Origin of the sequence: Dechloromonas sp. ARDL1, assembly GCF_051122455.1 — a bacterium.
Taxonomy (GTDB): domain Bacteria; phylum Pseudomonadota; class Gammaproteobacteria; order Burkholderiales; family Rhodocyclaceae; genus Azonexus.
The window spans coordinates 4,405,767-4,430,229 of record NZ_CP168939.1; the positions used below are offsets into that span (position 1 = coordinate 4,405,767).

At 61.3% G+C, this 24,463-nt stretch carries 24 protein-coding genes; 13 read left to right on the top strand and 11 right to left on the bottom strand.

Annotation, left to right across the window (positions count from 1 at the left end; genetic code table 11):
• Nucleotides 1-35: 35 nt before the first annotated feature.
• The 7 genes from soxX to AB6Q56_RS21750 all read right to left on the bottom strand — a co-directional run bounded on the left by soxX (nt 36) and on the right by AB6Q56_RS21750 (nt 5,209).
• A complete protein-coding gene (gene soxX / locus AB6Q56_RS21720) occupies nt 36-683 on the bottom strand; it encodes a sulfur oxidation c-type cytochrome SoxX (protein ID WP_434515081.1) in 648 nt (215 codons plus the stop codon).
• 13 nt (nt 684-696) lie between these two features.
• Complete coding sequence (soxA, locus tag AB6Q56_RS21725; protein ID WP_434515082.1) at nt 697-1,512, bottom strand: sulfur oxidation c-type cytochrome SoxA; 816 nt, start codon at nt 1,510-1,512, stop codon at nt 697-699.
• Between the two features lie 75 nt (nt 1,513-1,587).
• Nucleotides 1,588-1,899 (bottom strand): thiosulfate oxidation carrier complex protein SoxZ, encoded by a 312-nt coding sequence (soxZ, locus tag AB6Q56_RS21730; RefSeq protein ID WP_434515083.1) that lies wholly within the window; start codon nt 1,897-1,899, stop codon nt 1,588-1,590.
• Between the two features lie 75 nt (nt 1,900-1,974).
• Complete coding sequence (gene soxY / locus AB6Q56_RS21735; protein WP_434515084.1) at nt 1,975-2,442, bottom strand: thiosulfate oxidation carrier protein SoxY; 468 nt, start codon at nt 2,440-2,442, stop codon at nt 1,975-1,977.
• Between the two features lie 25 nt (nt 2,443-2,467).
• Nucleotides 2,468-3,517: a c-type cytochrome gene (locus AB6Q56_RS21740; protein ID WP_434515085.1), complete on the bottom strand. Its 1,050-nt coding sequence runs from the start codon at nt 3,515-3,517 to the stop codon at nt 2,468-2,470.
• Nucleotides 3,501-4,847 carry a sulfite dehydrogenase gene (gene soxC / locus AB6Q56_RS21745; protein ID WP_434515086.1) on the bottom strand — a complete coding sequence of 449 codons (1,347 nt, stop codon included), beginning with the start codon at nt 4,845-4,847 and terminating at the stop codon, nt 3,501-3,503. The genes AB6Q56_RS21740 and soxC overlap by 17 nt, the downstream gene beginning before the upstream one ends.
• A gap of 41 nt (nt 4,848-4,888) precedes the next feature.
• A complete protein-coding gene (locus AB6Q56_RS21750; protein ID WP_295004388.1) occupies nt 4,889-5,209 on the bottom strand; it encodes an ArsR/SmtB family transcription factor in 321 nt (106 codons plus the stop codon).
• Nucleotides 5,210-5,399: 190 nt separating this feature from the next.
• On the opposite strand from AB6Q56_RS21750, the gene AB6Q56_RS21755 reads away from it, so the two are divergent.
• From AB6Q56_RS21755 to AB6Q56_RS21765, 3 genes are all read left to right on the top strand, one after another.
• On the top strand, nt 5,400-5,705 hold the full coding sequence (locus AB6Q56_RS21755; protein WP_434515087.1) for a c-type cytochrome: 306 nt from the start codon (nt 5,400-5,402) through the stop codon (nt 5,703-5,705).
• A 12-nt stretch (nt 5,706-5,717) separates the two neighbouring features.
• On the top strand, nt 5,718-6,995 hold the full coding sequence (locus AB6Q56_RS21760; protein ID WP_434515088.1) for an FCSD flavin-binding domain-containing protein: 1,278 nt from the start codon (nt 5,718-5,720) through the stop codon (nt 6,993-6,995).
• A gap of 90 nt (nt 6,996-7,085) precedes the next feature.
• Nucleotides 7,086-9,293 carry a methyl-accepting chemotaxis protein gene (locus AB6Q56_RS21765; protein WP_434515089.1) on the top strand — a complete coding sequence of 736 codons (2,208 nt, stop codon included), beginning with the start codon at nt 7,086-7,088 and terminating at the stop codon, nt 9,291-9,293.
• Between the two features lie 84 nt (nt 9,294-9,377).
• On the opposite strand, the gene AB6Q56_RS21770 is transcribed toward AB6Q56_RS21765, so the two are convergent.
• Nucleotides 9,378-9,986 (bottom strand): c-type cytochrome, encoded by a 609-nt coding sequence (locus AB6Q56_RS21770; protein ID WP_434515090.1) that lies wholly within the window; start codon nt 9,984-9,986, stop codon nt 9,378-9,380.
• Nucleotides 9,987-10,131: 145 nt separating this feature from the next.
• Here AB6Q56_RS21770 and AB6Q56_RS21775 point away from each other — a divergent pair, with 145 nt between their 5' ends.
• Nucleotides 10,132-11,145 carry an MBL fold metallo-hydrolase gene (locus AB6Q56_RS21775; protein WP_434515091.1) on the top strand — a complete coding sequence of 338 codons (1,014 nt, stop codon included), beginning with the start codon at nt 10,132-10,134 and terminating at the stop codon, nt 11,143-11,145.
• A 28-nt stretch (nt 11,146-11,173) separates the two neighbouring features.
• Nucleotides 11,174-11,488: a cytochrome c gene (locus AB6Q56_RS21780; protein WP_434515092.1), complete on the top strand. Its 315-nt coding sequence runs from the start codon at nt 11,174-11,176 to the stop codon at nt 11,486-11,488.
• Between the two features lie 33 nt (nt 11,489-11,521).
• Here AB6Q56_RS21780 and AB6Q56_RS21785 read toward each other — a convergent pair whose 3' ends face one another.
• Nucleotides 11,522-12,097: an OmpA family protein gene (locus tag AB6Q56_RS21785; RefSeq protein ID WP_434515093.1), complete on the bottom strand. Its 576-nt coding sequence runs from the start codon at nt 12,095-12,097 to the stop codon at nt 11,522-11,524.
• Between the two features lie 175 nt (nt 12,098-12,272).
• Here AB6Q56_RS21785 and AB6Q56_RS21790 point away from each other — a divergent pair, with 175 nt between their 5' ends.
• The 5 genes from AB6Q56_RS21790 to hemA all read left to right on the top strand — a co-directional run bounded on the left by AB6Q56_RS21790 (nt 12,273) and on the right by hemA (nt 17,499).
• Nucleotides 12,273-13,271 (top strand): sulfate ABC transporter substrate-binding protein, encoded by a 999-nt coding sequence (locus tag AB6Q56_RS21790; protein WP_434515094.1) that lies wholly within the window; start codon nt 12,273-12,275, stop codon nt 13,269-13,271.
• A 91-nt stretch (nt 13,272-13,362) separates the two neighbouring features.
• Nucleotides 13,363-14,238 carry a sulfate ABC transporter permease subunit CysT gene (gene cysT / locus AB6Q56_RS21795; protein WP_434515095.1) on the top strand — a complete coding sequence of 292 codons (876 nt, stop codon included), beginning with the start codon at nt 13,363-13,365 and terminating at the stop codon, nt 14,236-14,238.
• Nucleotides 14,235-15,110 (top strand): sulfate ABC transporter permease subunit CysW, encoded by an 876-nt coding sequence (gene cysW, locus AB6Q56_RS21800; RefSeq protein WP_434515096.1) that lies wholly within the window; start codon nt 14,235-14,237, stop codon nt 15,108-15,110. Before cysT ends, cysW begins: the two co-directional genes overlap by 4 nt.
• Complete coding sequence (locus AB6Q56_RS21805) at nt 15,107-16,174, top strand: sulfate/molybdate ABC transporter ATP-binding protein (protein ID WP_434515097.1); 1,068 nt, start codon at nt 15,107-15,109, stop codon at nt 16,172-16,174. The genes cysW and AB6Q56_RS21805 overlap by 4 nt, the downstream gene beginning before the upstream one ends.
• A gap of 74 nt (nt 16,175-16,248) precedes the next feature.
• A complete protein-coding gene (gene hemA, locus AB6Q56_RS21810; protein WP_434515098.1) occupies nt 16,249-17,499 on the top strand; it encodes a glutamyl-tRNA reductase in 1,251 nt (416 codons plus the stop codon).
• 7 nt (nt 17,500-17,506) lie between these two features.
• On the opposite strand, the gene AB6Q56_RS21815 is transcribed toward hemA, so the two are convergent.
• On the bottom strand, nt 17,507-19,132 hold the full coding sequence (locus AB6Q56_RS21815) for a diguanylate cyclase domain-containing protein (RefSeq protein WP_434515099.1): 1,626 nt from the start codon (nt 19,130-19,132) through the stop codon (nt 17,507-17,509).
• Nucleotides 19,133-19,261: 129 nt separating this feature from the next.
• Here AB6Q56_RS21815 and prfA point away from each other — a divergent pair, with 129 nt between their 5' ends.
• From prfA to grxD, 3 genes are read left to right on the top strand one after another with little or no spacing between them, the layout of a single operon-like run.
• Nucleotides 19,262-20,344, top strand: coding sequence for a peptide chain release factor 1 (gene prfA, locus AB6Q56_RS21820; protein WP_434515100.1), 1,083 nt, complete (start codon nt 19,262-19,264; stop codon nt 20,342-20,344).
• A gap of 2 nt (nt 20,345-20,346) precedes the next feature.
• Complete coding sequence (prmC, locus tag AB6Q56_RS21825) at nt 20,347-21,168, top strand: peptide chain release factor N(5)-glutamine methyltransferase (protein WP_434515101.1); 822 nt, start codon at nt 20,347-20,349, stop codon at nt 21,166-21,168.
• Between the two features lie 12 nt (nt 21,169-21,180).
• Entirely contained in the window at nt 21,181-21,504 is a 324-nt protein-coding gene (gene grxD / locus AB6Q56_RS21830) for a Grx4 family monothiol glutaredoxin (protein ID WP_150429857.1), read from the top strand.
• Nucleotides 21,505-21,517: 13 nt separating this feature from the next.
• On the opposite strand, the gene AB6Q56_RS21835 is transcribed toward grxD, so the two are convergent.
• Nucleotides 21,518-24,337 (bottom strand): ATP-binding protein, encoded by a 2,820-nt coding sequence (locus AB6Q56_RS21835; RefSeq protein WP_434515102.1) that lies wholly within the window; start codon nt 24,335-24,337, stop codon nt 21,518-21,520.
• Nucleotides 24,338-24,463: the final 126 nt, after the last annotated feature.

Below are 24,463 nucleotides of genomic sequence, written 5' to 3' on the forward strand. Positions count from 1 at the left end.
CCGGCGGGTGGCCCCGGCCGGGCTAAACACGCAAGTTAATCTTTGTTGACCGGTGATTCTGGATCCATCAGGAATGCCACGATATGGGTGATCTGCTCCGGGGTCAGCCAGCTGTGCAGGCCGAAGCGCGGCATATTGGTACAGGCCGTGAAGGCATTGGAGTTGTAGATCTTGTCGTAGGCATACTTGATGATCTCTTCCGAGTTGCCACGAATCTTGCCGAAGTGCTGCAGGCTCGGACCGATGGTGCCGTAGGCGACTTCCTTCTTGGCCAGTTCATGGCAGGCGTAGCAGTTGCCGCCGCGCACGCGCCCCGCCGGGTCGGGCTGGATGAAGCCGATGTGGCCGCCGGTGCCGACCGCGGCAAGCTTCTCGCCCTCCTTCCAGTCGCCGATCAGCTTGCCGTCAACCGGGTAGCGGATGGTGGCGGCATTCAGTTTTTCCAGCTTCTGACCGATCGCGCGCGGCGGGTTGTCGCGGTACTGCTGGCAGGTTTTCATTGTTTCGTCCTGTTCCAGGCGTGTCATCCAGTACTTCGGATTGTCGGCGCGGAACGAGGTGCGGAACATCTGCTCGGCTTCCTTGGCATATTTGCCGCCGGGTGCTTCAACTGCTTTCTGGGCGAAGGCGGAAGCGGCGAGGGCAAGGCTCAGGGTGCCGAAGAGGGCTGATTTCAGTTTCATGATCCATTCCCCCTTAGCGCTTGATGCCCGGCGTTTCCATCACGGTGCCGGTCGCGGTTTTTTGCAGATAGGTTTCCAGCGCGATGATCGAGTCGGCCAGATAATTCGGCTCGGGCCAACGGGCCTGGCGCATGCAGTCGATCAGGCGGCGCTGCATGGTCCATACCGCACCTTGCGAGACGCGGTACGAGGGCCAGGTTTTCATCGCCGTGCCGGCCCCGTCCTTGGTGGTCAGGTTGCCCAGTTCCTGCAGGCGGATGCGCTTGCCGTCCTGGCCGTGGCAGATCGAGCATGAGAAGTCTTGCGGGCCGGAGCGACGATAGAAGATGTACTCGCCCATCTTCACCAGCTTCGCTTCCTCGGGGTGCGTCGCCGGTACGTTGATCGGCTTGCCGTTCGACTTGGCGCCGATGAAGGTGACCAAGGCCTCGATGTCGGACTCGGTGCCCGGCTTCGAGTACCAGTTCTTCGTTGCCTCGGCGGCCGTGAAACCCTGCAAGGTCACCATGCAATGAACGAGTCGGGACTCCACATCCATGACCTTGCCGGTGTCCTTGAAATATTTCGGCAGGCTGGCGTAGGCGCCTTCGAGCTTGCCCGGGCCAAGGCCCAGGTCGCATTGCTCAAGAGAGGCCTTCTTCGGGCCGCGCTTCTCTGCCCACAGGCCTTCGCCCTTGACTTCGAGCAGGTCGGCGGGATTGCCGTCGGCCAGGGCTTCGCGGTACTTGGCCAGTTCATCGGCGACCTTGCTGTCCTGCGCGATGGCAAAGCCACCGAACGCGCAGGCCATAGTCAGGCCAAGCGCGGTTTTCAACATGCGTTGAAGCATACGGATACTCCTCCAGGGGAAGTGATAATCGGCAGCGGCGGTCTGTGCCACCTTGCTGCCGTACTACGGGGTGAATCAGGCGATGGCGGCTTCGTCGGTACGGCTGTCGCCCTTGTTGTCCTTCCAGCTGACCGTGACCTTGTCACCCTTGGCGCCGCCCTTGAACTTGAAGGCGAGGTAGGGATTCTTGGAGACGGACGGGCCGAACTCGGCGCTCAGTACTGTCTTGTCGCCGTGCTTGGCGACCAGTTCGGTAATGAACCAGGCCGGCACGATGGCGCCGGCTGCGTCCTTGCGCTGGCCGGTTTCCATTTCGTGGCTGACCAGCACCTTCACTTCGGTAACGCCGTCCTTGTTGGCGGCGCGGATTTTCATCGGATTACCCATGTTTCTATCTCCTAAACTCTGTAAGTGTGAAAACGGGAGGAAAGGCGTAGCGAGCGCAGTAGCCTTGCCCCCGTTTTAGCCGCCGCAGCCACCTAGCGTGACCTTGATCTCTTTCGTGGCCATGAAGAACTTGTCGCCGGACTTGACGAGGGCGTAGATGTTCGAGGTCTGGCCCATTTTGATACGGGTCTGAACATTGGCTTCGGTGTCGGCCGGTAGCGTGAAGGTGGCGGCCAGGGCATTCGGGTTCTTCTCGACCAGGATGGCGAGCATCGATACGTTGGGCAGCGAGGTGGCGACACCGACCGGGACGACAGCGCCGTTTTCGGCGATGTCCGGGCCGGTGACCTGGACGTCCTTGCTGTCGGCCGGAGAGCCGGCGCCGAGCGCCTTCAGCGTATCGGCCATGCTCTTGGCGTCGAAGGCCGCCTTGTTCCAGTCGGCCAGGGCCATGCCCGGGGTGATGATGCCGGCGGCGGCCAGCATGCCCAGCAGGGCGGCGCCGGAGCCGGATTTGAGTACGGTGCGACGTTGATTGTTCATGACTTCTCCTCTGTAGAAATGGGAATTACTTGGAACCGGCCAGAATCCACTGGACCAGGGTCTTCAGGTCTTCATCCTTGATATGCGCGTTGGGTGGCATCGGGATCGATCCCCAGACCCCCTGGCCGCCGGCCTTGACCTTGGCGATCAGGCGCGACTCGGCGTCGGGCTGGCCCTGGTAGCGGGTGACGATTTCGTTGTAGCCGGGGCCGACGATCTTGTTCTTGAGGCCATGGCAGGCCATGCAGCCGCTCTTTGTCGCCAGTTCCAGCGTGCCGGCATCGGCAGCCTTCTTCGCTGCTTCCGGGCCGAGCGTGCGGGTGCCGCGGATCGGGCCGAAGTTGCGGTTCTGGTCTGCCAGTTCGCCATGGGCGGTGCGGGCATACTCGGGCAGGGTCGAACCGATCAGCACCTCGGGCTTGCAATTCTTCATGCAGGCCACGTTCTTGATGTCCGGCACGCCGCCGTTGCCGATGCCGCCTTTCTTGGCTGGAGCGCCGGGCCACATGCCGTGGTCGGTGGTCATGCCGTTGCGGTTGGGCAGCAATTTCTGAATGTCGGCAATGTTCTTGTCGGACAGTTCGAAATCAGCCGGCACGATTTCCTGCAGGTTGAGCAGGTAGGCGAGAATGGCATAGACATCATCCGGCTTCAGCGACTTGGGGGCAGTCCACGGCATGGCGCGCTGGATGTAGTCGAATACCGTTGAAATGGTGGCCACCTTGGTGAAAGTGGTGCGTTGTGGCAGTTCGCCGGACGACAGGCCCTTGACCCGCCCGGTCTTGATGTCATCCTTGGTCGTGCCGCCGGCCAGCGGCGTGAACACCTCGTTCGATTCACCGAAGGAGCCGTGGCAGGAAGCGCACTTTTCCTCAAACAATTCGTTGCCGCGCTCTACATTGCCCTTGCCCTTGGGCAGGCCCTTGAAGTCCGGACGGACGTCGATGTCCCATGCCTTGACTTCGGCAGGCGTGGCTTGGCGACCGATGCTCTTGAAATTGTCGAATGCCGAGGCGCTGCCGAGTACGCTGAAGCCGAGGGCCGCAGCCAGAATTGATTTAGAGAACCTGGACATTGGTGACCTCCCCGCTTTCGACCACTTTCCAGGACTGGATCGCGTTGTTGTGATAGATCGACTTGGTGCCGCGTACCTTGCGCAGCTGGCCGTAACTCGGCTGCACGTAGCCGGTCTCGTCCATGGCACGCGATTGCAGGATGGCCGGCTTGCCGTCCCACACCCAGTTGATGTTGAAGCGGGTCAGCGCCTTGTTCTGGATCGGCCCTTCGAGGCGGGCGGTCTGCCAGTTGATGCCGCCATCGAAGGAGACATCCACTTGCTTGATGCGGCCACGGCCGGACCAGGCCAGGCCGGAGACGTTGAAGAATCCCTTCTCGACGAGCGTCTGGCCGCCCGACGGGGTGGTGATCACCGACTTGCATTCCTGGATCGAGCTGTACTGGCGATGCAGCCCGTTCGGCAACAGGTCGATGTAGTGCACCGCCTCGTCCTTGGTGGCGTAGGGCTGGTCGCCGACTTCGATGCGGCGCAGCCACTTGACCCACGACACACCCTGTACGCCCGGTACCACCAGGCGTAGCGGGTAACCGTTTTCCGGGCGCAGCATTTCGCCGTTCTGTCCATAGGCGACGAAGACCTCGCCGGATTCGACCATTTCCATCGGGATGGTGCGCGTCATCGAGGAACCGTCGGCGCCTTCGGCCAGCACGTAGCGGGCCTTCTTGTAATCGACGCCGCAGTCCTCGAGCAGGGCCTTCAGCGGCACGCCGGTGAATTCCGAGCAGGACAGCATGCCGTGCGTGTATTGCACGGTCGGCACGGCGACGTTGCCCCATTCGAGGCCGGTATTGGCGCCGCATTCGATGAAGTGGATGCGCGATACCGAGGGTAGGCGCATCAGCTCGTCCATGGTGTAGACCTTGGGCTTCTTGAGCAGCGTGTCGTCCGAGCCGTTGATCATCAGGCGGTGGCGGGTCGGATCGACATCCTGCCAACCCTGGTGATGGCGCTCGAAGTGCAGACCGGACGGCGTGATGATGCCGAACAGGCCCTGTAGCGGGGCAAACGATACCGAGGCGCCGCCGACGCGGGCGAGGCCCGGCGATTCGCGGCGTACCAGCTGGCTTTCGAATTTCGACGGCATGCCGTACGGGTTGGTGGCCACCGGTTGGCCCAGCGACGTGCTCCACGCCGGCAGGTTGAGAATGTTCGGATCGCCCTCGCTGGCACGGGCGGCTAAAGGTGCCGCCATGGCTGCGCTGGCCGCCAGGAAACTCTTGCGCAGGAAGTCGCGGCGCCCGGCCGCAACGGCCTGTACCTGTTCTGCCGACAGGAAGCTTTCCGGCGCATGCCGCAAACGCCCCGGCTGTTGTGTGATATCACCCATCTGGAAACACCCCTCCAATATTTTTGAGTCTTTGCTGCGAATTACTTGCCGACACCCAACTCGTCGCCCAGGTCGCGGCTTGCCACCGTGATGCTGACCGTCCGGCAGATGTCGACGAAATTGGGGTCGACGACCCGGTAGTAGACCGAACTTCCATCCCGGCGACGTTCGACGACGCCGGCCCGATACAGGATGTTCAGATGTCGCGAGATGTTGGCTTGGGTCAGTCCAATCTTTTCCACGACTTCGTGTACGGGACGCTCCTCGGCGCAAAGGCAGGAAAGAATGCGCAAACGGGTCGGATCGGCCAACAATCCGAAGTACTGCGCTACCTGCTCGAAGACCTGCAAAGTTTCGTCCATGCTGTTCTTTTGATTTCGATCAAGAATCAATGTATAACTGCGTACTTATATAGTCAACTACTAATATTGTTGCGACGCAGCATGCTTTTTGTGCGAAAGGCTCATAACCTTTGTACGATGCTGGTTACGGCAAAAATAAGCACTCCGGCTATATGACAAACAACATCACGATGAGGAAGGAGATGTCCCGATGAAAATGTTCGTACCTCTTGCCACCGCCTGCCTGCTGGCGGCCGCCGGTGCAGCGCATGCCGCTGACCCCAACCTCGGCCGCAACCTGGCCGCCACCTGCGCCAACTGCCACGGCACCAACGGCAATGCCGTCAAAGGCTCCGGAATCGATGGCCTGGCCGGCATTCCCAAGGACAAGACGATGCAGAAGCTGGCCGATTTCAAGAGCGGGGACAAGCCGGCTTCGATCATGCATCAGATCGTCAAGGGCTATACCGATGCCCAGCTTGACCTGATCGCGACTTATTTCGCCGCACAAAAGTAAGGGGAGACGAAGATGATGCTGATGAAACGACGAGATTTCCTCAAGGTCGGTGCGGCAGCCGGCGCGATGGCTTCGCTTTACGGCTGTGCCGGGGGCGGCAAGGCCAGCGGCCATGTTGTGGTGGTTGGTGGCGGCTACGGTGGCGCCACGGTCGCCAAATACCTGCGCATGTGGAGCGAAGGCGGTGTTCAGGTGACGTTGATCGAGCGCAACCCGACCTTCATCTCTTGCCCGATCTCCAATCTGGTTATCGGTGGCACCAAGACCATGGAGGACATCACGGTCAGCTACGAAGGCCTGCGCAACAAGTGGGGCGTGCGCGTCATTCAGGATGATGTGGTCGCTGTCGATGCCGCCAAGAAAACGGTATCGCTCAAAGGCGGCAGTGCCTTGAGTTACGACCGTCTGGTGTTGTCGCCGGGTGTCGATTTCATGTGGGACGAGATTCCCGCGCTGAAATCCACCGAGGCCCAGGGCAATATCCTGCACGCGTGGAAGGCCGGTCCGCAAACCGTTGCCCTGCGCAAGCAGCTGGAATCGATGAAGGATGGCGGTGTCTATGCGATCTCCATTCCCAAGGCCCCGTATCGTTGCCCGCCGGGGCCGTACGAGCGCGCCTGCCTGGTCGCCAACTATTTCAAGCAGAGCAAGCCGAAATCGAAGGTTGTCATCCTCGATGCCAACGAAGATGTGATGTCGAAGAAGGGCTTGTTCACCAAGGCGTGGAGCGATCTCTACAAGGGCATCGTTGAATATCGCAACAACAGCGAGGTCAAGGATGTCGAGGTCGGCACCAATACCGCCGTGCTTGAATTCGACAAGTTCAAGGCCGACGTGCTCAATGTCATCCCGCCGCATCGTGCCGGCGACATCGCGCACAAGTCGGGCATCAAGCTGGTCAACAACCGCTGGGTGGACATCAACTGGCTGAGTATGGAATCAACCAGTACACCGGGTATCCACGTCCTGGGCGATGCCATCTTCCCGGCCCCGACCATGCCCAAGTCCGGTCACATGGCCAACCAGCACGGCAAGCTGGCCGCAGCCGCCATCCTGAATATGCTGTCCGGCCTGGAGCCAAACCCGGAGCCGGTGGTGATGAATACCTGCTACAGTTTTGTCGATAGCAAGAACGTCATCCACGTCTCGTCCGTTCATCAGTACGATGCCGCGACCAAGACCGTGCAGCCGGTCAAGGGCGCCGGTGGCGTGTCGGCCGCGCGCAATGAGTTGGAAGGCAAGATCGCTTTGGGCTGGGCTCAGAACATCTGGGCTGATATGCTGACTTGAGAGGTTGCGGTTGTCTGCGAGAAAGAGGCCGTGATGACGGCCTCTTTTTTTTGAAGGTCGAATCGCAATGGCGCGTCGCGGCTCATTCCGTTGGATGACTGCCTGAATAGGGGCGGTTTTCAATGCGTTGCAGGTGGGCATTGCTTTTTTTATGTTTTGGTTAGTAAAATCAATTTTGTAATTTTGGTGACCTGCTTTTGCGAGAGACCGATGAAAAATAATCAGCCTGTGACCCAGCGGGAAATCCCCTTTCCTCCAAACAGCTATCTGGTTTCGAAAACAGACTTGAAAGGCGTCATTACGCACGCCAACGATCCTTTCGTCGAGATCAGCGGCTTTACACGTAGCGAGTTGATCGGTCGCAGTCACAACATCGTCCGCCACCCAGATATGCCTCAGGCGGCTTTTGAGGATCTCTGGCGAACGGTGAAATCCGGTTTACCATGGCGCGGGGCGGTCAAGAACCGCTGCAAGAATGGTGATTTCTATTGGGTGGAGGCTTTTGTCGTTCCTCTCAAAAAGAACGGGCAAACCACAGGTTACATGTCGGTCCGCACGCCGCTATCGGCTGAGAAAAAAGCCGCTGCCGAGGCGCTTTACCGCAAGACCGGCGTTTCGGGGAAATTGCCGGCGATAGGTCGGCGAACCTTGGAGATCGGCCCGCGTCTGTGGGCGGCTCTGGGAGTCCTGTTGGTCTTGATGAGTCTCGTGGGGTTTGTCGGCCTGCGTAGTCTGGCAACGTCGAATGACCAATTGAATGCGGTCTATCGCGGGAACCTGCTGCCCTCGAACAGCGTCAACAAAATCCTGTTCCTGCTCGCCGACAACCGCTCGCAGATCATGTTGGGTTTGCAGCATGATGCGGCCAATCCGAATGCCAAGCTGCATGATCACCCGCTCGACGTGCATATCGAAAACACCCTGAAAAATCGCGAGGCGATCAATGCAGAACTGGATACGCTAAAAAAACTCAATCTGCCCGAGCGAGAGAAAGTACTGCTCGAAAAACTAGGTCAAACGCGCGAGCGTTTCTCAAGCGAAGGCGTCAATGTTGCACGCGGTTTGCTGAAGGAGGGCAAGTTCAACGAAGCCAATTCTGTCCTGTTGCTCAAGATCAATCCGCTCTATCTTGAGCTCAAGCGCGATGGGGATGCGCTGATACAGCAATTGGCAGCTGATGCCGAGGCGCGACATGCCGAGGCGAGGGTGCATTACGAATCCGTGCGTAATTTCAGTATTGGATTGCTGCTTCTGGCTGCTGTGGTTGCCGTGGTGGGCGGCGCCTTGTTGGTGTCGGCCATCGTCAAGCCGCTGCGCCGTGCGATTTCGCACTTTGAGCACATTGCCGAAGGCAGGCTCACCGAGGAAATCGATATTTCGGGGCGCGATGAGGCGGGGCGCCTGATGTGCAACCTGGCAACGATGCAGGGAACGCTCAAGGCGATGCTGGACGAGGTCAGCACGGCCTCGCGGGCGATCGAGCAGCGCAGTCATCTGCTTGAGGCGCAGATGCGGGATGTTTCGGCGCAATCCGAGCGGCAGCAAGCCAGCGTCGAAGGTGTTGCCGCTGCGACCGAGCAGTTCAGCCAGTCGGTCCAGGAGGTTGCGGCCAATGCAGCCGATACCGCCTCTGCGGCCCGCGACTCGCAGTCCCAGGTAGTGGCGAGCAATAGCAACATCAGCCAGAGCATGGCAGCGACTACACGCGTCGTCGAGGCGGTGACTCACTCCAACCAGACCATTGCCCAGCTGAACTTGTCCATTGCGAAGATTGGCGACATCACCGGCGTCATTGCCGACATAGCCAACCAGACCAACCTGCTGGCGCTGAATGCAGCCATTGAAGCTGCGCGCGCCGGGGAGCAAGGGCGAGGCTTTGCCGTGGTGGCTGACGAGGTGCGCAAGCTGGCAGAGAGGACGACAACCTCGACGCGCGATATCAATGCGACGGTGAATGAAATTCAGAGCGTTACCGCGCAAGCAGTATCAAGCATGGATCTGGCCGCAAATGAAGTCGAGAACGGGATTGCCAAGTTGCGTGACAGCGTTGCAGGCCTGGAGGGGATTACGCAGTCCTCGACGACCGTGTCGCAGATGGCGGGGCAGATTTCCGACGCAGCGCGCCAACAAGGTGTTGCCAGCGAAGAGGTGGCAGTCAGCATGCAGCAGATTACTGACCTGATCGAACAGAACGCCAGTTCCGCCAGTTCGGCAAGACAGGCGGCCGATGAGTTGCTGCTTACCTCTCGCCAGCTGGAGGCGGTGATTTCCGGGTTCGAGCTGTATCGACGCGTGTAATCGCTTGCCTGGTTGGTGCTCGGGTCTGCCGAAGCAGTTAAAAGGCCGCCAATTGGCGGCCTTTTGCATGGGGTGTGAGGACCGCTAATCCAGCGTTGCGATGTATTCCGCGACGGCGTGCGTTTCCAGTTCGCTCAGCTTCGAGGCGATGGTGTGCATGATCGCGTTGTCGTTGGTCCGCTCGCGCTTGTTGAACTGCTTGAGCTGATCTTCGATGTAGCGCGGATGCTGGCCGGCCAGGCGGGGCAGCTGCGGGGTGCCGAGCCCCTTGGCGCCATGACAGCTGCCACAGGCCGGCAGGCCGCTGAACTGGTTGCCACGGTCGAAAATGTACTTGCCGACGGCGAGCAGCTCCTTGTCACGCGCCGGGCGCGGGCCGACAACCTTGCTCTGGAAAAAACTTCCCAGGGCCTTCATCTCCGCCGGGGTGAGTTCCTCCGCCTGCGGCTTCATGGTATCGCTGGCGCGCTTGCCGGATTTGAAGTCGGCAAGTTGCCGGGCGATGTATTCGGCGTGTTGCCCGGCCAGGCGCGGGAACACGGCGCTGGCCGATTCGCCGTTCATGCCATGGCACAGAAAGCAGCGGCCACTGACGATTTCCTCCGCGCGTGCCTGGTCGTTGGCGAGAACGGGAGTGCTCAGGCAAATTCCGAGCAGGCCTGCTCCCAGCAGGCGGCAGATGAAGGTTCCCAAAATATTCCCCGTGTTGATGATTGTAAATATATTATCAAATAATAATTAGCTTACACTTGCCTTGCAAACAACGGCGTGTTGCCCCGCTGGCGCCGGTATTTTCCTGTGCAGGCGGATGGGGTGCAACGCAAAAGAGGAGACATTCATGGAACGTCGCGGTTTCATCAAGGCTGCTACTGCGCTGGCCGGGTTGTTGGCGGCCGAATTTGCGCCCTGGCAGGGTGTCGGCGCCTTGGCCAGGGAAGTGGACGATTTTGTGCGCGGACCGGCGGTGCGTGACCATCCCCTGCGTCGGGTATCGCCTCATGTCTGGATGATCTTCTCCCCGGACGGTTTTCCGACGCCGGAGAACCAGGGAATGATGTGCAACCTGACCTTTGTCGATACCGCCAAGGGGCTGGTGGTCATCGACTCTGGCGCTTCGGTGCAGATCGGCGAAATGGCCATCCGCCAGATCGGCAGGCAATGGAAGAAGCCCGTGGTGGCCATCGTCAATACCCATTATCACGGCGATCACTGGTTGGGAAACCATGCCTTTGTCGACGCCTATGGCAAGGACCTGCCGATCTACGCTCACCCGGGGACAATTCGCGAAATCGAGGGGGTTCAGGGCAAGATGTGGCGGACCCTGCTCGAGCAATGGACGAATCAGGCAACGATGGGCACGCGCGTGGTTCCCCCGCGTCTGCCAATGGAGGATGGCGCCGAATTGCGTTTCGGCGATGTGACGCTGCGCATGCATCACTACGGGACGGCGCATACGCCATACGACCTGTGTGTCGAAGTGCTCGAAGACAAGCTGACCTGCGTAGGCGATGTGGCCATGGACCGGCGCATCGCCAATATGGACGATGGCTCCTTCCTTGGTACGTTCAAGGCCTACGAGCGTCTGGAACGCGAGGTGGCAAGCAAGATCTGGTTGCCCGGACATGGCGAGCCCGGGGCTGGTGTGCTGGCCTGGAACAAGGCCTTGTTCGAAGGCATCTACCGGCCCTGCGAACAGGCGGTCAAGGAGGGTCTGCCGCTCGAGGCAGCCAAGGAACTGATCCTGCGCGACCCGCGGGTGGCCTCGCGCGCCAAGGAAACGCGGGGTTTCGAGACGAACATCGGCAAGTACGTCAGTCTTGCCTATCTGGAAGCCGAAGCGGCCAGTTTCTGAACGACGACATAGCGCTCAAGGATATGCCATGACCCTCTATCGCACGCTACCCTGGCTGTTGCTCGCCCCTCTTGTCGCTGCGGCTGAAGAGCCTTGGGGCAAGGTTGACCTGAAGGTGGCGCCCGAAATGCACCAGAAAAGTTGCGTCGGTTGCCATGCCCGGATGTATGGTGGCGACGGGAGCAAGATGTATTCACGCGACGGCCGGATGCTGTCCAACAAGCTGGAGTTGCTGCAGCGGGTGTCGGCATGCAACGCCCAAGTCAGCGCCGGCTGGTTTCCCGAGGAAGAGGGAAGTGTCGCGGCCTGGCTGAACCAGCGTTATTACCACTTCGACAACTGAGCGGCGGTCCGGGCTGAACCGCCGCAACGCGGATCAGTTCTCGATTTCGTAAACCACGTCGGCACGGCGATTCTCGGCCCATGAGCTTTCGTCGTGGCCGGTCAGCTTGGGGCGGGCTTCGCCCAGCGTCTTGATACTCACCTGCTTTTCGCCGGCGCCGTGGGAGATCAGTGTCGAACGCACGTTCTCGGCACGCTTCAAACCCAGTTTGCGGTTGTAATCGGCGCTGCCGCGCTCGTCGGCATTGCCTTCCACGCGCACGCGGGATTTCGGGTGTTCGGCCAGGTAGCGGGCGTGGGCGCGCAGGGCGGGATCGTAGTCCGCCTTGATGTCGGCGCTGTTCAGATCGAAATAGACGCTGCGTTGCGTGCGCAGGCCTACGGGATCAATCCTGATTGGCTTCTCGGCCGCGACCGGGGTGGTACTGGCTATCTTGAGCATCTGTCCATCCTGCTGCAGTTCCGCCGGCACGGGCTGGCCGAGCAGGCCGGGATGCACACGTAGCTGGCCGCTTTGCGAAATGTGCGTGCTCGGCGGAATGGTGCCCTTGGCCGAGCAAGCGGCGAGCAGGGCGGAGAGCAGGAGAGTGGCTGGCAGGGTGGCGCGCATCGTGGTTTGGGGCGGCTTGATAATCCCCAATGATAGCCGCTCGCATGAGTGACGAATAGAGGCCTCGGATGAAGTAGATCTCGCTCTACTGTCTGGTAATAAGCAAATTCAAAAATTGTCTTTGTGGTTATATGTGGCTTCGCTAAATTAGCGCTTATCCAAAGCGAGGTGACCCATGACTCATTTCCGTAAATCAATTGCCGCCGTTCTGTTCAGCCTGGTTGCCGGTAGCGCCCTGGCCGATGCGACGTTGCTCAATGCTTCCTACGATGTCGCTCGCGATGTCTACAAGGATTACAACCCGATGTTCCAGAAGCACTGGAAGGCGAAGACCGGTGAAAGTCTCGAACTGAAACAGTCGCACGGTGGTTCGTCCAAGCAGGTACGCGCCGTCGCCGATGGCCTGGAGGCCGATGTGGTGACCATGAACCAGGCCAACGATGTCGAATTCCTGGCCGACAAGGGGCTGGTCGCCAAGGATTGGGCCAAGAAATTCCCGAATAATGCTTCGCCCTACACCTCGGCGATGGTGTTCATCGTGCGCAAGGGCAACCCGAAGGCACTGAAGGATTGGTCCGATCTGGCCGCGCCCGGCATCCAGGTCATCCTGCCGCACCCGAAGAATACCGGCAACGGCCGCAACACCTATCTGTCGGCTTGGGCCTGGGCGTTGAAACAGCCGGGCGGCAGCGATGCCAAGGCCCAGGAATTCGTCGGCAAGTTGCTGAAGAATGCGCCGCTGTTTGCTGCTGGCGGCCGCGACGCGACGACCACTTTCATGCAGCGGGGGCTGGGCGACGTACTGGTGACCTTCGAGTCCGAGGCCGAAATGATCGCCAAGGAATTCGGCAAGGGTAATTTCGAGGTGGTCTATCCCAGCCTGACGATGCAAACCGAGTTCCCGGTCGCTGTCGTCGACAAGGTGGTGGACAAGAAAGGCACGCGCAAGCAGGCGACGGCTTATCTGGAATACCTGTGGTCCAAGGAGGGCCAGGAGAATGCCGCGCAGAACTACCTGCGTCCGCGTGATGCCGAACTGCTGAAGAAATATGCCCATTTCTTCCCGGCGGTGAAGACTTTCACCGTGGATGAGGTGTTTGGTGGTGCCAACAAGGCCTTCGCCACGCACTTCAAGGACGGCGGCACCTTCGATCAAATTTATGTCGCCAAGTAAGCCTGCGATTTAGAATCATTGGCGGCCGGGGGTGCCCGGCCGTTGCTTTTGCGGCATCCAATCAGAACAATCGGTCAAAAAATGAGTTCCCATGTCTGCTAAAACCCAACGCGTGTTGCCCGGCTTCGGCCTGGCGCTGGGTTACACGTTGGTCTATCTCTCGCTGCTCATCCTGCTGCCCTTGGGCGGCATGATCCTCAAGGCGTCCGAGCTCGGTTTCGGCCAGATTCTCGACATTGCGCTCGGCGAGCGGTCGCTGGCCGCCTTTCGTGTCACCTTCGTATCGTCGCTGCTGGCCGCTTCGATCAATGCCTTCTTTGGCCTGATCGTCGCCTGGATTCTCGTGCGCTACCCCTTCCCCGGAAAGCGTTTCGTCGATGCGCTGGTCGACCTGCCCTTCGCGCTGCCGACGGCGGTAGCCGGTATCACGCTGGCCACGCTGTACGCCGGCAACGGCTGGCTGGGCAGCCATCTCGAGCCGCTTGGCTTCAAGGTCGCCTACACCCCGCTGGGTATCGTCGTCGCGCTGACCTTCATCACCCTGCCTTTCGTCGTGCGCACGCTGCAGCCGGTGATCGAGGATATCGAAACCGAGGTCGAGGAGGCCGCCGCCTCGCTCGGTGCGTCGCGTTGGCAGACCTTCGTCAAGGTGATTTTCCCGGCCATCGGCCCGGCGCTGCTTACCGGCTTCGCGCTGGCCTTCGCCCGGGCGCTCGGCGAATTCGGTTCGGTCATCTTCATCGCCGGCAACCTGCCGCTGATTTCCGAAATCGTGCCGCTGCTGATCATCTCCAAGCTGGAGCAGTACGACGTGCTCGGCGCCACCGCGTTGGCCGTGGTCATGCTGGCTATTTCCTTCGTGCTGCTGCTGGTCATCAACGCCTTGCAGTGGTGGGCTGCCAACCGGCACAAGAACAGCGAGCCGCTGGAAGTCGCTGCCGGCAAGGCAAAGGCAGGTGAAGCATGAGTGCCAACAAACTGACCCGTGCGACGCAGGAACCGACCTGGGTGCGCTACACGCTGCTTGCCGTCGGTCTCGGCTTCCTGTTCTTCTTCCTCGGCCTGCCGCTGATCGCCGTCTTCGTCGAAGCACTGGCGCAGGGCTTGCCGATCTATCTTGAGGCGTTGAAGGACTCGGAAACCCGCTCGGCGATCTGGCTGACCATCGTCATCGCGCTGGCCGTGCTGCCCTTCAATATCCTGTTCGGTGTGGCGGCGGCATGGGCCATCGCCAAGTTCGACTTCCGGGGCAAGAGCCTACTGATTACGCTGATCGACCTGCCGTTCGCGGTGTCGCCGGTGGTCGCCGGCCTGATCTTCATCCTGATGTTCGGCTCACAGGGGTATTTCGGCGATTGGCTGGCGGCGCACGACCTGAAAATCATCTTCGCCGTGCCGGGCATGATCCTCGCCACCTTGTTCATCACCTTCCCCTTCATTGCCCGCGAACTGATTCCGCTGATGCAGTCGCAGGGCAAGGACGAGGAGGAGGCGGCGATCTCCCTCGGCGCGTCCGGCTGGCAGATGTTCTGGCGCGTCACGCTGCCCAACATCAAGTGGGGCCTGCTCTACGGTGTGATCCTGTCGAATGCCCGGGCGATGGGCGAATTCGGCGCGGTGAGCGTGGTTTCCGGCCACATCCGCGGCGAAACCAACACCCTGCCGCTGCACGTCGAAATCCTCTACAACGAATACAACGCGATCGGCGCCTTTGCCGCCGCCTCGGTGCTGGCGCTGCTGGCGCTGGTGACGCTGGTGGCCAAGACTGTCGTCGAATGGCGCATGAAGGCCGAGACCGACATGCTGAACGCTGAACTCCCCGGCGAGAAAACCTCATGAGTATCGAAATCCGCAACATCTCCAAGCGCTTCGGCAACTTCGTCGCGCTCGACAACATCAACCTCGACATCCCGACTGGCGAACTGGTTGCCCTGCTCGGCCCTTCCGGCTGCGGCAAGACCACGTTGCTGCGCATCATCGCCGGCATGGAGACCGCTGATGAAGGCGAGATCCTGTTCTCCGGTGCCGAGGCCACCCACCTGCATGCCCGCGACCGCAACGTCGGCTTCGTCTTTCAGCATTACGCGCTGTTCCGCCACATGACGGTCTTCGAGAACGTTGCCTTCGGCCTGCGCGTCAAACCGCGCAAGGAGCGCCCGAGCGATGCCGAGATCAAGCGCCGGGTCATGGAACTGCTCGGCCTGGTCCAGCTCGATTGGCTGGCCGACCGCTATCCCTCGCAGCTCTCCGGCGGCCAGCGCCAGCGTATCGCGCTGGCCCGGGCACTCGCCGTCGAGCCGAAGGTGCTGCTACTCGACGAACCCTTCGGCGCACTCGACACCAAGGTGCGCAAGGAACTGCGCCGCTGGCTGCGACGCCTGCACGACGACATGCACATCTCGTCGGTGTTCGTGACGCACGACCAGGAAGAGGCGCTGGAGGTCGCCGATCGCGTTGTGGTGATGAACCACGGCAAGATCGAGCAGATCGGCTCGCCCGACGAGGTGTATTCCGCGCCGGCCTCGCCCTTTGTCTACCAGTTCCTGGGCAACGTTAACGTCTTCCACAGCCGGGTTCAGGGTGGCTATGCCGAGGTCGAGCGCTGCGAAGCCCCGGAGAAGGCGACGGCCTTTGTCCGTCCGCACGATATCGACATCTCGCACGTCGTCAGCGAGGGCGGTTTGGAGGCGACGGTGCAGCACGTGCATCCGATCGGGCCGGTGGTTCGCGTCGAATTGCTGCATGGACAGGAAATCGTCGAGGTCGAACTGTCGCGCGAGCGCCACGAGGCGCTGCAGCTGGCGGTCGGTCAGTCGGTCTGGTTCAGGCCCCGCCAGATGCGCGTCTTCGGCGGCGACATGCAAGTGCAGTCCAGTCCCGACAAGCAGCCGTTCCTGTTCTGATCCGGGGCAAATCGGGTGGCCGGGGGCCGGTGCTATAATCGGCCCCCACTCCGTTCGCACAACAACCGTACCCGGTGATATTTACCCTCGGCATCAACCACCATTCCGCCCCGCTCGCCATTCGTGAGCGGGTGGCGTTCGGCGCCGACAAGCTGGGACACGCGCTCTCCGACCTGACCAGCGAGCGGCCGGTGCGCGAGGTGGCCATCCTGTCTACCTGCAATCGGACGGAAATCTACTGTGCCGCCGAATCGCCCGATGTGGTGATCGATTGGCTGGCGCACTACCATCAGGTCCCGCGTCACGAACTGACGCCCTATATCTACACCCACGATCAGCCGGAAGCCATCCGCCACGCCTTCCGCGTTGCAAGCGGCCTCGATTCGATGGTCATTGGCGAACCGCAGATCCTGGGCCAGATGAAGGATGCGGTACGTGCCGCCGAGGAAAACGGCACGTTGGGCACCCAATTGCACAAGCTCTTCCAGCGCTCCTTTTCGGTTGCCAAGGAGGTACGCAGCACGACGGCCATCGGCGCCAACATCGTGTCGATGGCGGCGGCCGGCGTACACCTGGCGGAGCGGATTTTCGAATCCATTTCCGAACAGCGCATCCTGTTCATCGGTGCCGGCGAGATGATCGAATTGTGCGCCGCCCATTTCTGCGCCCAGAAACCGAAGCAGGTCACCATCGCCAACCGCACCATCGAGCGCGGCCGCGCGCTGGCCGAACAGTATGGGGGCACTGCGATTCGTCTCGACGAACTGGGCGAGCATCTCGCCGCCCACGACATCGTCGTGTCCTGCACTGCCAGCCCCTTGCCGATCATCGGCCTGGGCATGGTCGAGCGGGCCATCAAGGCACGTCGCCACCGGCCGATGTTCATGGTCGACCTGGCCGTGCCGCGCGACATCGAGGAAGAGGTCGGCCGGCTCGACGACATCTTCCTCTACACCGTTGACGATCTGGCACAGGTGGTCGAGAGCGGTCTGGAGTCGCGTCAGGCGGCCGTGGTCGAGGCCGAGGACATCATCGCCAACCGGGTACGGGATTTTCTCGGCTGGCTGGAGTCGCGCGATACCGTGCCGGTCATCCGCTCATTGCGTGATTCGGCCGAACGCATGCGCCGCCACGAGATGGAGCATGCGCTGAAACTCCTGGCCAAGGGCGAAAATCCCGAGAAGGTGCTCGATCACCTGTCGCATCGCCTGACCAACAAGTTCCTGCATGCCCCGACACAGACACTGAACGTGGCCAATGCCGGCGAGCGTGCCGAACTCCAGGCGGCGGCGGCCCGCCTGTTCCACCTGCACGCAGGCGATTAGTTAGCGGCTATTGTTCCTGCTGCTGGCGGCCGGCTGCGACAATCCGGTTGCGCCCGTCGCGTTTGGCCTGCAACAGCGCCTCGTCGGCCGCTTCGATCAACGAACTGCCGGTGACGTGATCGGGCAGGGCGGCAACACCGCAACTGAAGCTGGCGCGCAACGCGCCGCGCCCGTGGGCATGCGGCAGGCGGGCGAAATCCTCGCGAATGCGATTGAGCAGGGTGGTCGCCAGGTCGGCATCGACGCCGCTCAGCGCGACAATGAACTCCTCTCCACCGTAGCGGCCAATCAGGTCGGTATTGCGCAGACGTCCGCGCAGCAGCCAGGCCAGGCTGCGGATGACCTGATCGCCGACCGGATGTCCGTAGTTGTCGTTGATCGACTTGAAGCGGTCGATGTCGATCATCGCTACCGTCAGATGTCCGGCCGGCAGGGCGCGGCGCAGCATCTGCTCCAGTTGCTCCTTGGAGGCGGAGTGGTTGAGCAGGCCGGTCAGGCCGTCGTGGCGTCCTGAGCGCAACATGTCGCGATAACGGTCGATCTTGGTCTTGACCACGGCACCAAGGATGATCGGGTTGGCCGGCTTGGTCAGGAACTGGTCGCCGCCCAGGCGCAAGGCTTCCACCTGCTGCCCGATGTCGGTTTCCCCGGAGAGGTAGATGACCGGGACAGCGTGGTATTCGGGAATCTGGCGCAGGGCGCGTGTCACCTCGACACCGGTGCAGAACGGCATGTACATATCCATCAGGATGGCGTGCGGGCGGTAGTCGGCGCAGGCCTGCAGCAGCGACAGCGGCGTGTTGATGGCGCGGCTGTCGATGCTGTGCAGTTTCAGCGCGCGCTGGATGTGGGCGGTGGCGGTTTTCGAATCCTCGACGATCAGGACGCGATATGTTTCCTGTTCGCGGCTTTCGACCAGGTCGAGAATGCGTGAAAGCATGTCGCTCAGCTTGTATTCGGCGGGGATGCAGACGTTGGCACCGGCCCGCTGCAGGGTGACAATGGCTTCCAGCGATGCCGGCACCGAGAGGCAATAGACGTAGCTGGCCAGGTGGCGGGCGCGCAACTTCTGCAGGGCGGCCAGCGTATGCTGCGGATAGATGCTGTTTTCCTGATCGGGAACGACGATGATGGCCAGTGGTTCCTCGTCCGCCTCGGGCGTCTCCTCCCAGTCGATGCCGTGGGGGCGAAAACCGTAGAACGAAAGCTGTTCGATCAATGCAGCGCGCCAGGCGTGGCCGGGGCGGGAGACGATCAGGACGTTGCGCTGGCGTACCCAGGGGTCGCGCTCTTCGTCCGTTGCGTCGGAGAGACGCTTGGCCATGACGGCTGGCATTTCGTGCCGGTGCAGCAATTGCAGGATGACGTTCAGCTGCTGGCTGATGCCCTCCGCCTGTTCGTCGGATACCGGGCGCAGGGTGTGGTCGGTGAAGAAGGCCAGGGCACGGTTTTCCAGTTCCTGGCAGGCGCCGGCCAGCCCCGGCAGGTGGTGTTGGTTCAGGCGCTCAGTCAGGCCGTTCAGCAACAGCGTGAATTCCACGAACTGGTCGAATTCGCCGCTGCTGCGGTAGTTTTGCCAGCGGAGATCGAGGGTTTTCGCCAGGGCGATGAGGGAATGGGAGACTTCGTTCATGGGGAGGTGCCTGAAGGTGGGCCATTATCACGTCATGGCGCGCAGCAGGCAATCTCCTTTCGTCGCCGACGAATGATGATCTCGGTTAGAATTTCGCCCCCTGAATCAATTACCTGGCAGACTTTTCCGATGAAATCGAGCATTCGCCAAAAACTGGAGTTGCTGGTCGATCGCCTCGACGAAATCGACCGTATGCTGGCATCGCCCGACGCAGCCAACGACATGGAGCAGTTCCGCAGGTTGTCGCGCGAACGGGCCGAGGTCGAGCCGGTGGCCATCCAGTTCAACGCCTTCCGGCAGGCCGAAAACGATCTGGCGGAAGCCGAAGCCATGCTTGCCGACCCCGATATGCGTGAATTCGCCGAGGAGGAAATGGCGGCAGCCAAGGCGCGGCTGCCCGAACTCGAGGTCGAATTGCAAAAGCTGCTGCTGCCGAAGGATCCCAACGACGAGAAGAGCGTCCTGCTTGAAATCCGGGCCGGAACTGGCGGTGACGAGTCGGCACTGTTCGCCGGCGACCTCTTCCGCATGTATTCGCGCTATGCCGAGCGCCAGCGCTGGCAGGTCGAGATCATGTCGGCCAGCGAATCGGAACTTGGCGGCTATCGCGAGATCATCTGCCGCCTGGCCGGCAATGGCGCCTATTCGCGCCTGAAATTCGAATCCGGCGGCCATCGTGTGCAGCGCGTGCCGGAAACCGAAACCCAGGGGCGCATCCATACTTCGGCGTGCACCGTCGCGGTGATGCCGGAAGCCGACGAGGTCGAGGACGTTAACCTTAATCCGGCCGACCTGCGTATCGACACCTTCCGCGCGTCCGGCGCCGGCGGCCAGCACATCAACAAGACCGATTCGGCCGTGCGCATCACGCACATCCCAACCGGCATCGTCGCCGAGTGCCAGGATGGCCGCTCGCAGCATGCCAACAAGGCTTCGGCCATGCGCGTGCTGGCCGCGCGCATCAAGGACGTCCAGGTACGCGCCCAGCAAAGCGCCATCGCCAGTACCCGCAAGAGCCTGATCGGCTCCGGCGACCGTTCCGAGCGCATCCGCACCTACAACTTCCCGCAGGGGCGCATCACCGACCACCGCATCAACCTGACGCTGTACAAGATCGCCGCCATCATGGACGGCGACATGGACGAATTGCTCGGTGCGCTGGCTTCGGAGCACCAGGCCGACCAGTTGGCCGAACTGGCGGAGCAGAACTGAGCATGACCCTGGGCGAGGCTTTGGCCTGGGCACGCCAGAAGATCGATCGGCTCGACGCCCGGCTTCTGCTGCAATACGCCACCGGCTGCACGCATGCCGACCTGTTGGCGCGCCCGGAAACGCCGGTCGTCGCGCCGGCGTTCGACCAGTTCGCCGAATGGGTGGCGCGCCGCGCCGCCGGTGAACCGCTGGCCTATCTGGTCGGCGAGGCCGAATTCCGCGGGCGGATCTTCCAGGTCTCGCCCGATGTTCTGATTCCGCGTCCGGAAACCGAAGTGCTCATTGATCTGGCCCTGGACAGGCTGGCGGGCAGGGTGTCTGCGGCGGTCGTTGATCTTGGTACCGGCTCCGGCATCGTCGCCGTTTCGCTGGCGCTGGAATGTCCGGGAACCGTCGTCTCGGCGGTCGACCTGTCGCCCGGCGCGCTGGCCGTGGCCCGCAACAACGCCGGTCGCCTCGGGGCGCGCGTAGATTTCCATGCCGGCGACTGGTTCGCGCCGCTGGCCGGCCGACGTTTCGACCTCATCGTATCCAACCCGCCCTATGTGGCCGATGGCGATCCGCATCTCGAACAGGACGGTCTGCCGCATGAGCCACGCATGGCGCTGAGCGATCAGGAGCCCGGCGGCAACGGCCTGGCCTGCATCCGGCGCATCGTGGCTGCCGCTGCCGCCCACTTGAATCCCGGCGGCTGGCTATTATTCGAGCATGGCTACGATCAAGGTGCCGCCAGCCGGAACTTATTGGCCGAGGCCGGGTTCAAAGCCCCATTCACTCATCCCGACCTGGCCGGCATCGACCGCGTATCAGGCGCCCAACTGTAATCTGGAGATTCCATGTCCGACGTTCAGCAACGCATCCGCGAAACCGTGACCGGCAACCCGGTCGTCCTTTATATGAAAGGCGATGCCCGCTTCCCACAGTGCGGCTTTTCGGCCACTGCCGTACAGATCCTGAAGGTCTGCGGTGTCAACGATTTCGTCACTGTCAATGTGTTGGCCGACGAGGAAATCCGCCAGGGCGTCAAGGAATACGCCAATTGGCCGACCATCCCGCAGCTCTATATCAAGGGCGAATTTATCGGCGGCTGCGACATCATGAAGGAGATGTACCACTCCGGCGAGTTGCAGCAACTGCTCGAGGGTATTGCGCAAGCCTGATCGCTTCGTTTGCTCAATTCCCAGGGCCGGCCGCTGAGCCGGCCTTGTCATTTGTATGGCGCAGCCACCTGAGGATGCTCTGGAAAAGCATGTCGGGCGCCACCGGTTTGCCGATGTGGTCGTTCATGCCGGCTTCCAGGCAGCGCTGGCGGTCCTCGGCGAAGGCATTGGCCGTCATGGCCAGAACGGGAACCCGCGCGTAGCCGGGGAGGGCGCGAATGGCCCGGGTGGCGTCGATGCCGTTCATGACGGGCATCTGCATGTCCATCAGGATCAGAGCGTACGGCTTGCGGCCTGCCAGGGTGACGGCGGTCGCACCATCATCGGCAACGTCGACCTTGAGGCCACTGTCGATCAGTAGTTCGCAGGTGACCTCCTGATTGATCGGCTCGTCCTCGGCGAGCAGGATGGTCCACCCCGAAAACTCCCGGGCGATGGCGGCACAGGCATCCTCGCTGATCGTGCCGGTATTATCCGCCTCGGTCGTTGCCTTGCGCTGTTGGAGGGAGAACCAGAAAGTGGTGCCCGATCCCTCAAGGCTGCTGACGCCGATGTCGCCACCCATCAGCGCAATCAAGCGTTTGCAGATGGCCAGTCCCAGCCCCGTGCCGCCATACTTGCGGGTCATCGTGTTGTCGCTCTGCTCGAAAGTGTTGAACAGGCGAGGCAGGCTGGATTCGGCAATGCCAATACCGGTATCGATCACCTCGATACGGTAGTGCAAATCGGTCTCGCTTTCGTCAAGGAGCGTGATACGGACATCGACACGGCCGCCTTGCGGCGTGAATTTGATGGCGTTCCCGACAAGGTTGATCATGATCTGGCGCAAGCGGACCGGATCGCCGCACAGGTGTTGTGTGCCGAGTTCGGCGGGCAAGTCGATGTTCAGGTTCAGCCCTTTTTCGTGGGCCTTGCCTCCGAGCAAAGCATCCATGTCACGCAGAATGCCCTCGAGCGTAAATGCCGTCTGCTCGAGCGTCATTCGCTCGGCTTCTATTTTCGACAGGTCGAGAATGTCGCTGATGACCGCGAGAAGATGGCGCGAGGCGTGCATGACCTTGCTGAGCCGTTCTTTTTGCTGGGGGTCGTTGCTTCGCTGCAAGGCGCTCTCGGTCATGCCCATGATGGCATTCATCGGCGTGCGCAATTCGTGGCTCATGTTGGCCAGGAAGGTGCTTTTCGCCTGGTTGGCCGCTTCCGCCTGCTCCTTGGCCTGGCGTAACTCCATCGTGCGCGCGCCAACCAGAGTTTCGAGTTGTTGGCGATGCCTTTCCAGCTCGGCTTCGTTGCGCTTGCGTTCGGAGATGTCGTGCCCGATGCCCAGTACGCCGATCAACTTGCCCTGTCCGTCGATGACCGGCACCTTAGTTGTTTCCAGCAATTCGCTATGCCCGTCGTTGGCGAAGGTGATCCATTCCTCGTTCACGCTGGGGAGGCCGCGCTGCATGGCCTTGCGGTCGTGCTCCCGGAAAAAATCGGCCAGTTCCTTGTCGACAAAATCGTAATCGGTACGGCCGAGGATATTTTCCTTGGAGGTGCCGAAGAAAGCCTCGAAGCGAGGATTGCAGGCGAGATACACCCCATCCGGATCTTTCAGCCACAACAGGTCGGGCAGGTATTCGATGAGTGCATTGAGGTGGGCGTTGACCTGGGCAAGCTCGCCCGCCGTCTTTTTCGAAACTGCTTGTTCGGAGCGCAGCGCCTCGGTTTGCTTGCCGAGCAGCGCCTCGCGGTTGCGCGAGGTGGCAAGCAGCCGGTTGAAGGCGACGACCAGTTCGCCGATTTCGTCAGCACACAGAATGGGCAGATTGTCCGGCAACGCCGGGTCGTAAACGGGCGAGTTCAGGGCGTGTGTGGCGGCGATCAGAGGGGCGAGTCGTTTGCGCAACAAATGCGTCGTGATCCACCAGGTCAGCAGGCAGGCGAGCAGGGACAAGGCCAGTGTGGCGAACAGCATTTTTTTCCAGATCGATGCGATCGGCGCGAAGGCTGTGCTGGTCGGCAAGGTGGTGACGACAAACCAGTCGGCGACAGGAATGCGCCGGCCGGCCGAGATTTCCTCTACCCCGCGCGAATTGACGGCGACGCCGTAGCCTTCATAGCCCTGCATGTAGCGATCATGCATGGCGTTGAGGCCGGGGGCGGGGGCTGCTTGCATGATGCGCGTCTTGTCGGTGGCCGTGATGATCATTTGATGCTTTGGGGATATCAGCAGGAAGCCGCTGTGGGATCCGATCCGGGTTTCGATGCTACGCTCGATGAATGTTGGTCGCCCCAGATTGATGATTCCGGCGAGCGCACCAATGATTTTTCCTTGCGAGTCGCGGATAGGGACGGCGAGGCCGATGACCGGTGCGTGAGATACCTTGCCGACAACGGGGCGCCCAAAGCCTCGCTGACCGTGCTTCAGCGCCGCAATCAGGTAGTCTCGGTCGGCGTAGCTGGTTGTCAGGCGCTCGGGGGATCGCGGTGCCAAGGCGAGGGGGACGGCATCGGTGCCGGTGATCCGGATGCCTGCATTGTAGAGTTCAAGCAGCAGCGGCTGGCTTTCCAGCAGCGTGTGAAGTTGGTCTGGGCGTTGGAGCGCCTCGGGTGTGACTTGCTTGGCCAGCAATTCGAGCGCAACAAAGCGTTGTTCGATTTCTTCATTGATGCTTGCGGCAACAACGGATACGGTGGCGAATTGTTGGTCCCCCAACAGTTTCTCGGTGTCCTGACGAAGAATGCGATAGCTGTAGTACGAGAGTGACCAGAGGGCAATCAGGAAAATGGCGAGCGTGACAAGCGCCAGTTGAGTTTTCAGGGATTGCCAGGAGTAAGGCCCTGGTCGCATGCGAAAAACTCCGTGCAAGAATCGTTTCGCATACTGTAGCGGGCACCGGTAGGCGACACAAGGCCGCGCAACCGGTAACCGAGCGGCAACGCCGGTGTTGGGCTGCCGTCTGTCCGAAAAAAAAGA

Excerpts from the sequence above, each read along its gene's own strand:
- AB6Q56_RS21815 (WP_434515099.1), bottom strand. The coding sequence starts at position 19,132 with ATGAACGAAGTCTCCCATTCCCTCATCGCCCTGGCGAAAACCCTCGAT.
- AB6Q56_RS21755 (WP_434515087.1), top strand. The coding sequence starts at position 5,400 with ATGAAAATGTTCGTACCTCTTGCCACCGCCTGCCTGCTGGCGGCCGCC.
- cysT (WP_434515095.1), top strand. The coding sequence starts at position 13,363 with ATGTCTGCTAAAACCCAACGCGTGTTGCCCGGCTTCGGCCTGGCGCTG.
- AB6Q56_RS21740 (WP_434515085.1), bottom strand. The coding sequence starts at position 3,517 with ATGTCCAGGTTCTCTAAATCAATTCTGGCTGCGGCCCTCGGCTTCAGC.
- AB6Q56_RS21835 (WP_434515102.1), bottom strand. The coding sequence starts at position 24,337 with ATGCGACCAGGGCCTTACTCCTGGCAATCCCTGAAAACTCAACTGGCG.
- soxX (WP_434515081.1), bottom strand. The coding sequence starts at position 683 with ATGAAACTGAAATCAGCCCTCTTCGGCACCCTGAGCCTTGCCCTCGCC.
- AB6Q56_RS21775 (WP_434515091.1), top strand. The coding sequence starts at position 10,132 with ATGGAACGTCGCGGTTTCATCAAGGCTGCTACTGCGCTGGCCGGGTTG.
- AB6Q56_RS21790 (WP_434515094.1), top strand. The coding sequence starts at position 12,273 with ATGACTCATTTCCGTAAATCAATTGCCGCCGTTCTGTTCAGCCTGGTT.
- AB6Q56_RS21780 (WP_434515092.1), top strand. The coding sequence starts at position 11,174 with ATGACCCTCTATCGCACGCTACCCTGGCTGTTGCTCGCCCCTCTTGTC.
- soxC (WP_434515086.1), bottom strand. The coding sequence starts at position 4,847 with ATGGGTGATATCACACAACAGCCGGGGCGTTTGCGGCATGCGCCGGAA.
- soxZ (WP_434515083.1), bottom strand. The coding sequence starts at position 1,899 with ATGGGTAATCCGATGAAAATCCGCGCCGCCAACAAGGACGGCGTTACC.
- prfA (WP_434515100.1), top strand. The coding sequence starts at position 19,262 with ATGAAATCGAGCATTCGCCAAAAACTGGAGTTGCTGGTCGATCGCCTC.
- cysW (WP_434515096.1), top strand. The coding sequence starts at position 14,235 with ATGAGTGCCAACAAACTGACCCGTGCGACGCAGGAACCGACCTGGGTG.
- soxA (WP_434515082.1), bottom strand. The coding sequence starts at position 1,512 with ATGCTTCAACGCATGTTGAAAACCGCGCTTGGCCTGACTATGGCCTGC.
- AB6Q56_RS21805 (WP_434515097.1), top strand. The coding sequence starts at position 15,107 with ATGAGTATCGAAATCCGCAACATCTCCAAGCGCTTCGGCAACTTCGTC.
- AB6Q56_RS21785 (WP_434515093.1), bottom strand. The coding sequence starts at position 12,097 with ATGCGCGCCACCCTGCCAGCCACTCTCCTGCTCTCCGCCCTGCTCGCC.
- grxD (WP_150429857.1), top strand. The coding sequence starts at position 21,181 with ATGTCCGACGTTCAGCAACGCATCCGCGAAACCGTGACCGGCAACCCG.
- soxY (WP_434515084.1), bottom strand. The coding sequence starts at position 2,442 with ATGAACAATCAACGTCGCACCGTACTCAAATCCGGCTCCGGCGCCGCC.
- AB6Q56_RS21750 (WP_295004388.1), bottom strand. The coding sequence starts at position 5,209 with ATGGACGAAACTTTGCAGGTCTTCGAGCAGGTAGCGCAGTACTTCGGA.
- AB6Q56_RS21760 (WP_434515088.1), top strand. The coding sequence starts at position 5,718 with ATGATGCTGATGAAACGACGAGATTTCCTCAAGGTCGGTGCGGCAGCC.
- prmC (WP_434515101.1), top strand. The coding sequence starts at position 20,347 with ATGACCCTGGGCGAGGCTTTGGCCTGGGCACGCCAGAAGATCGATCGG.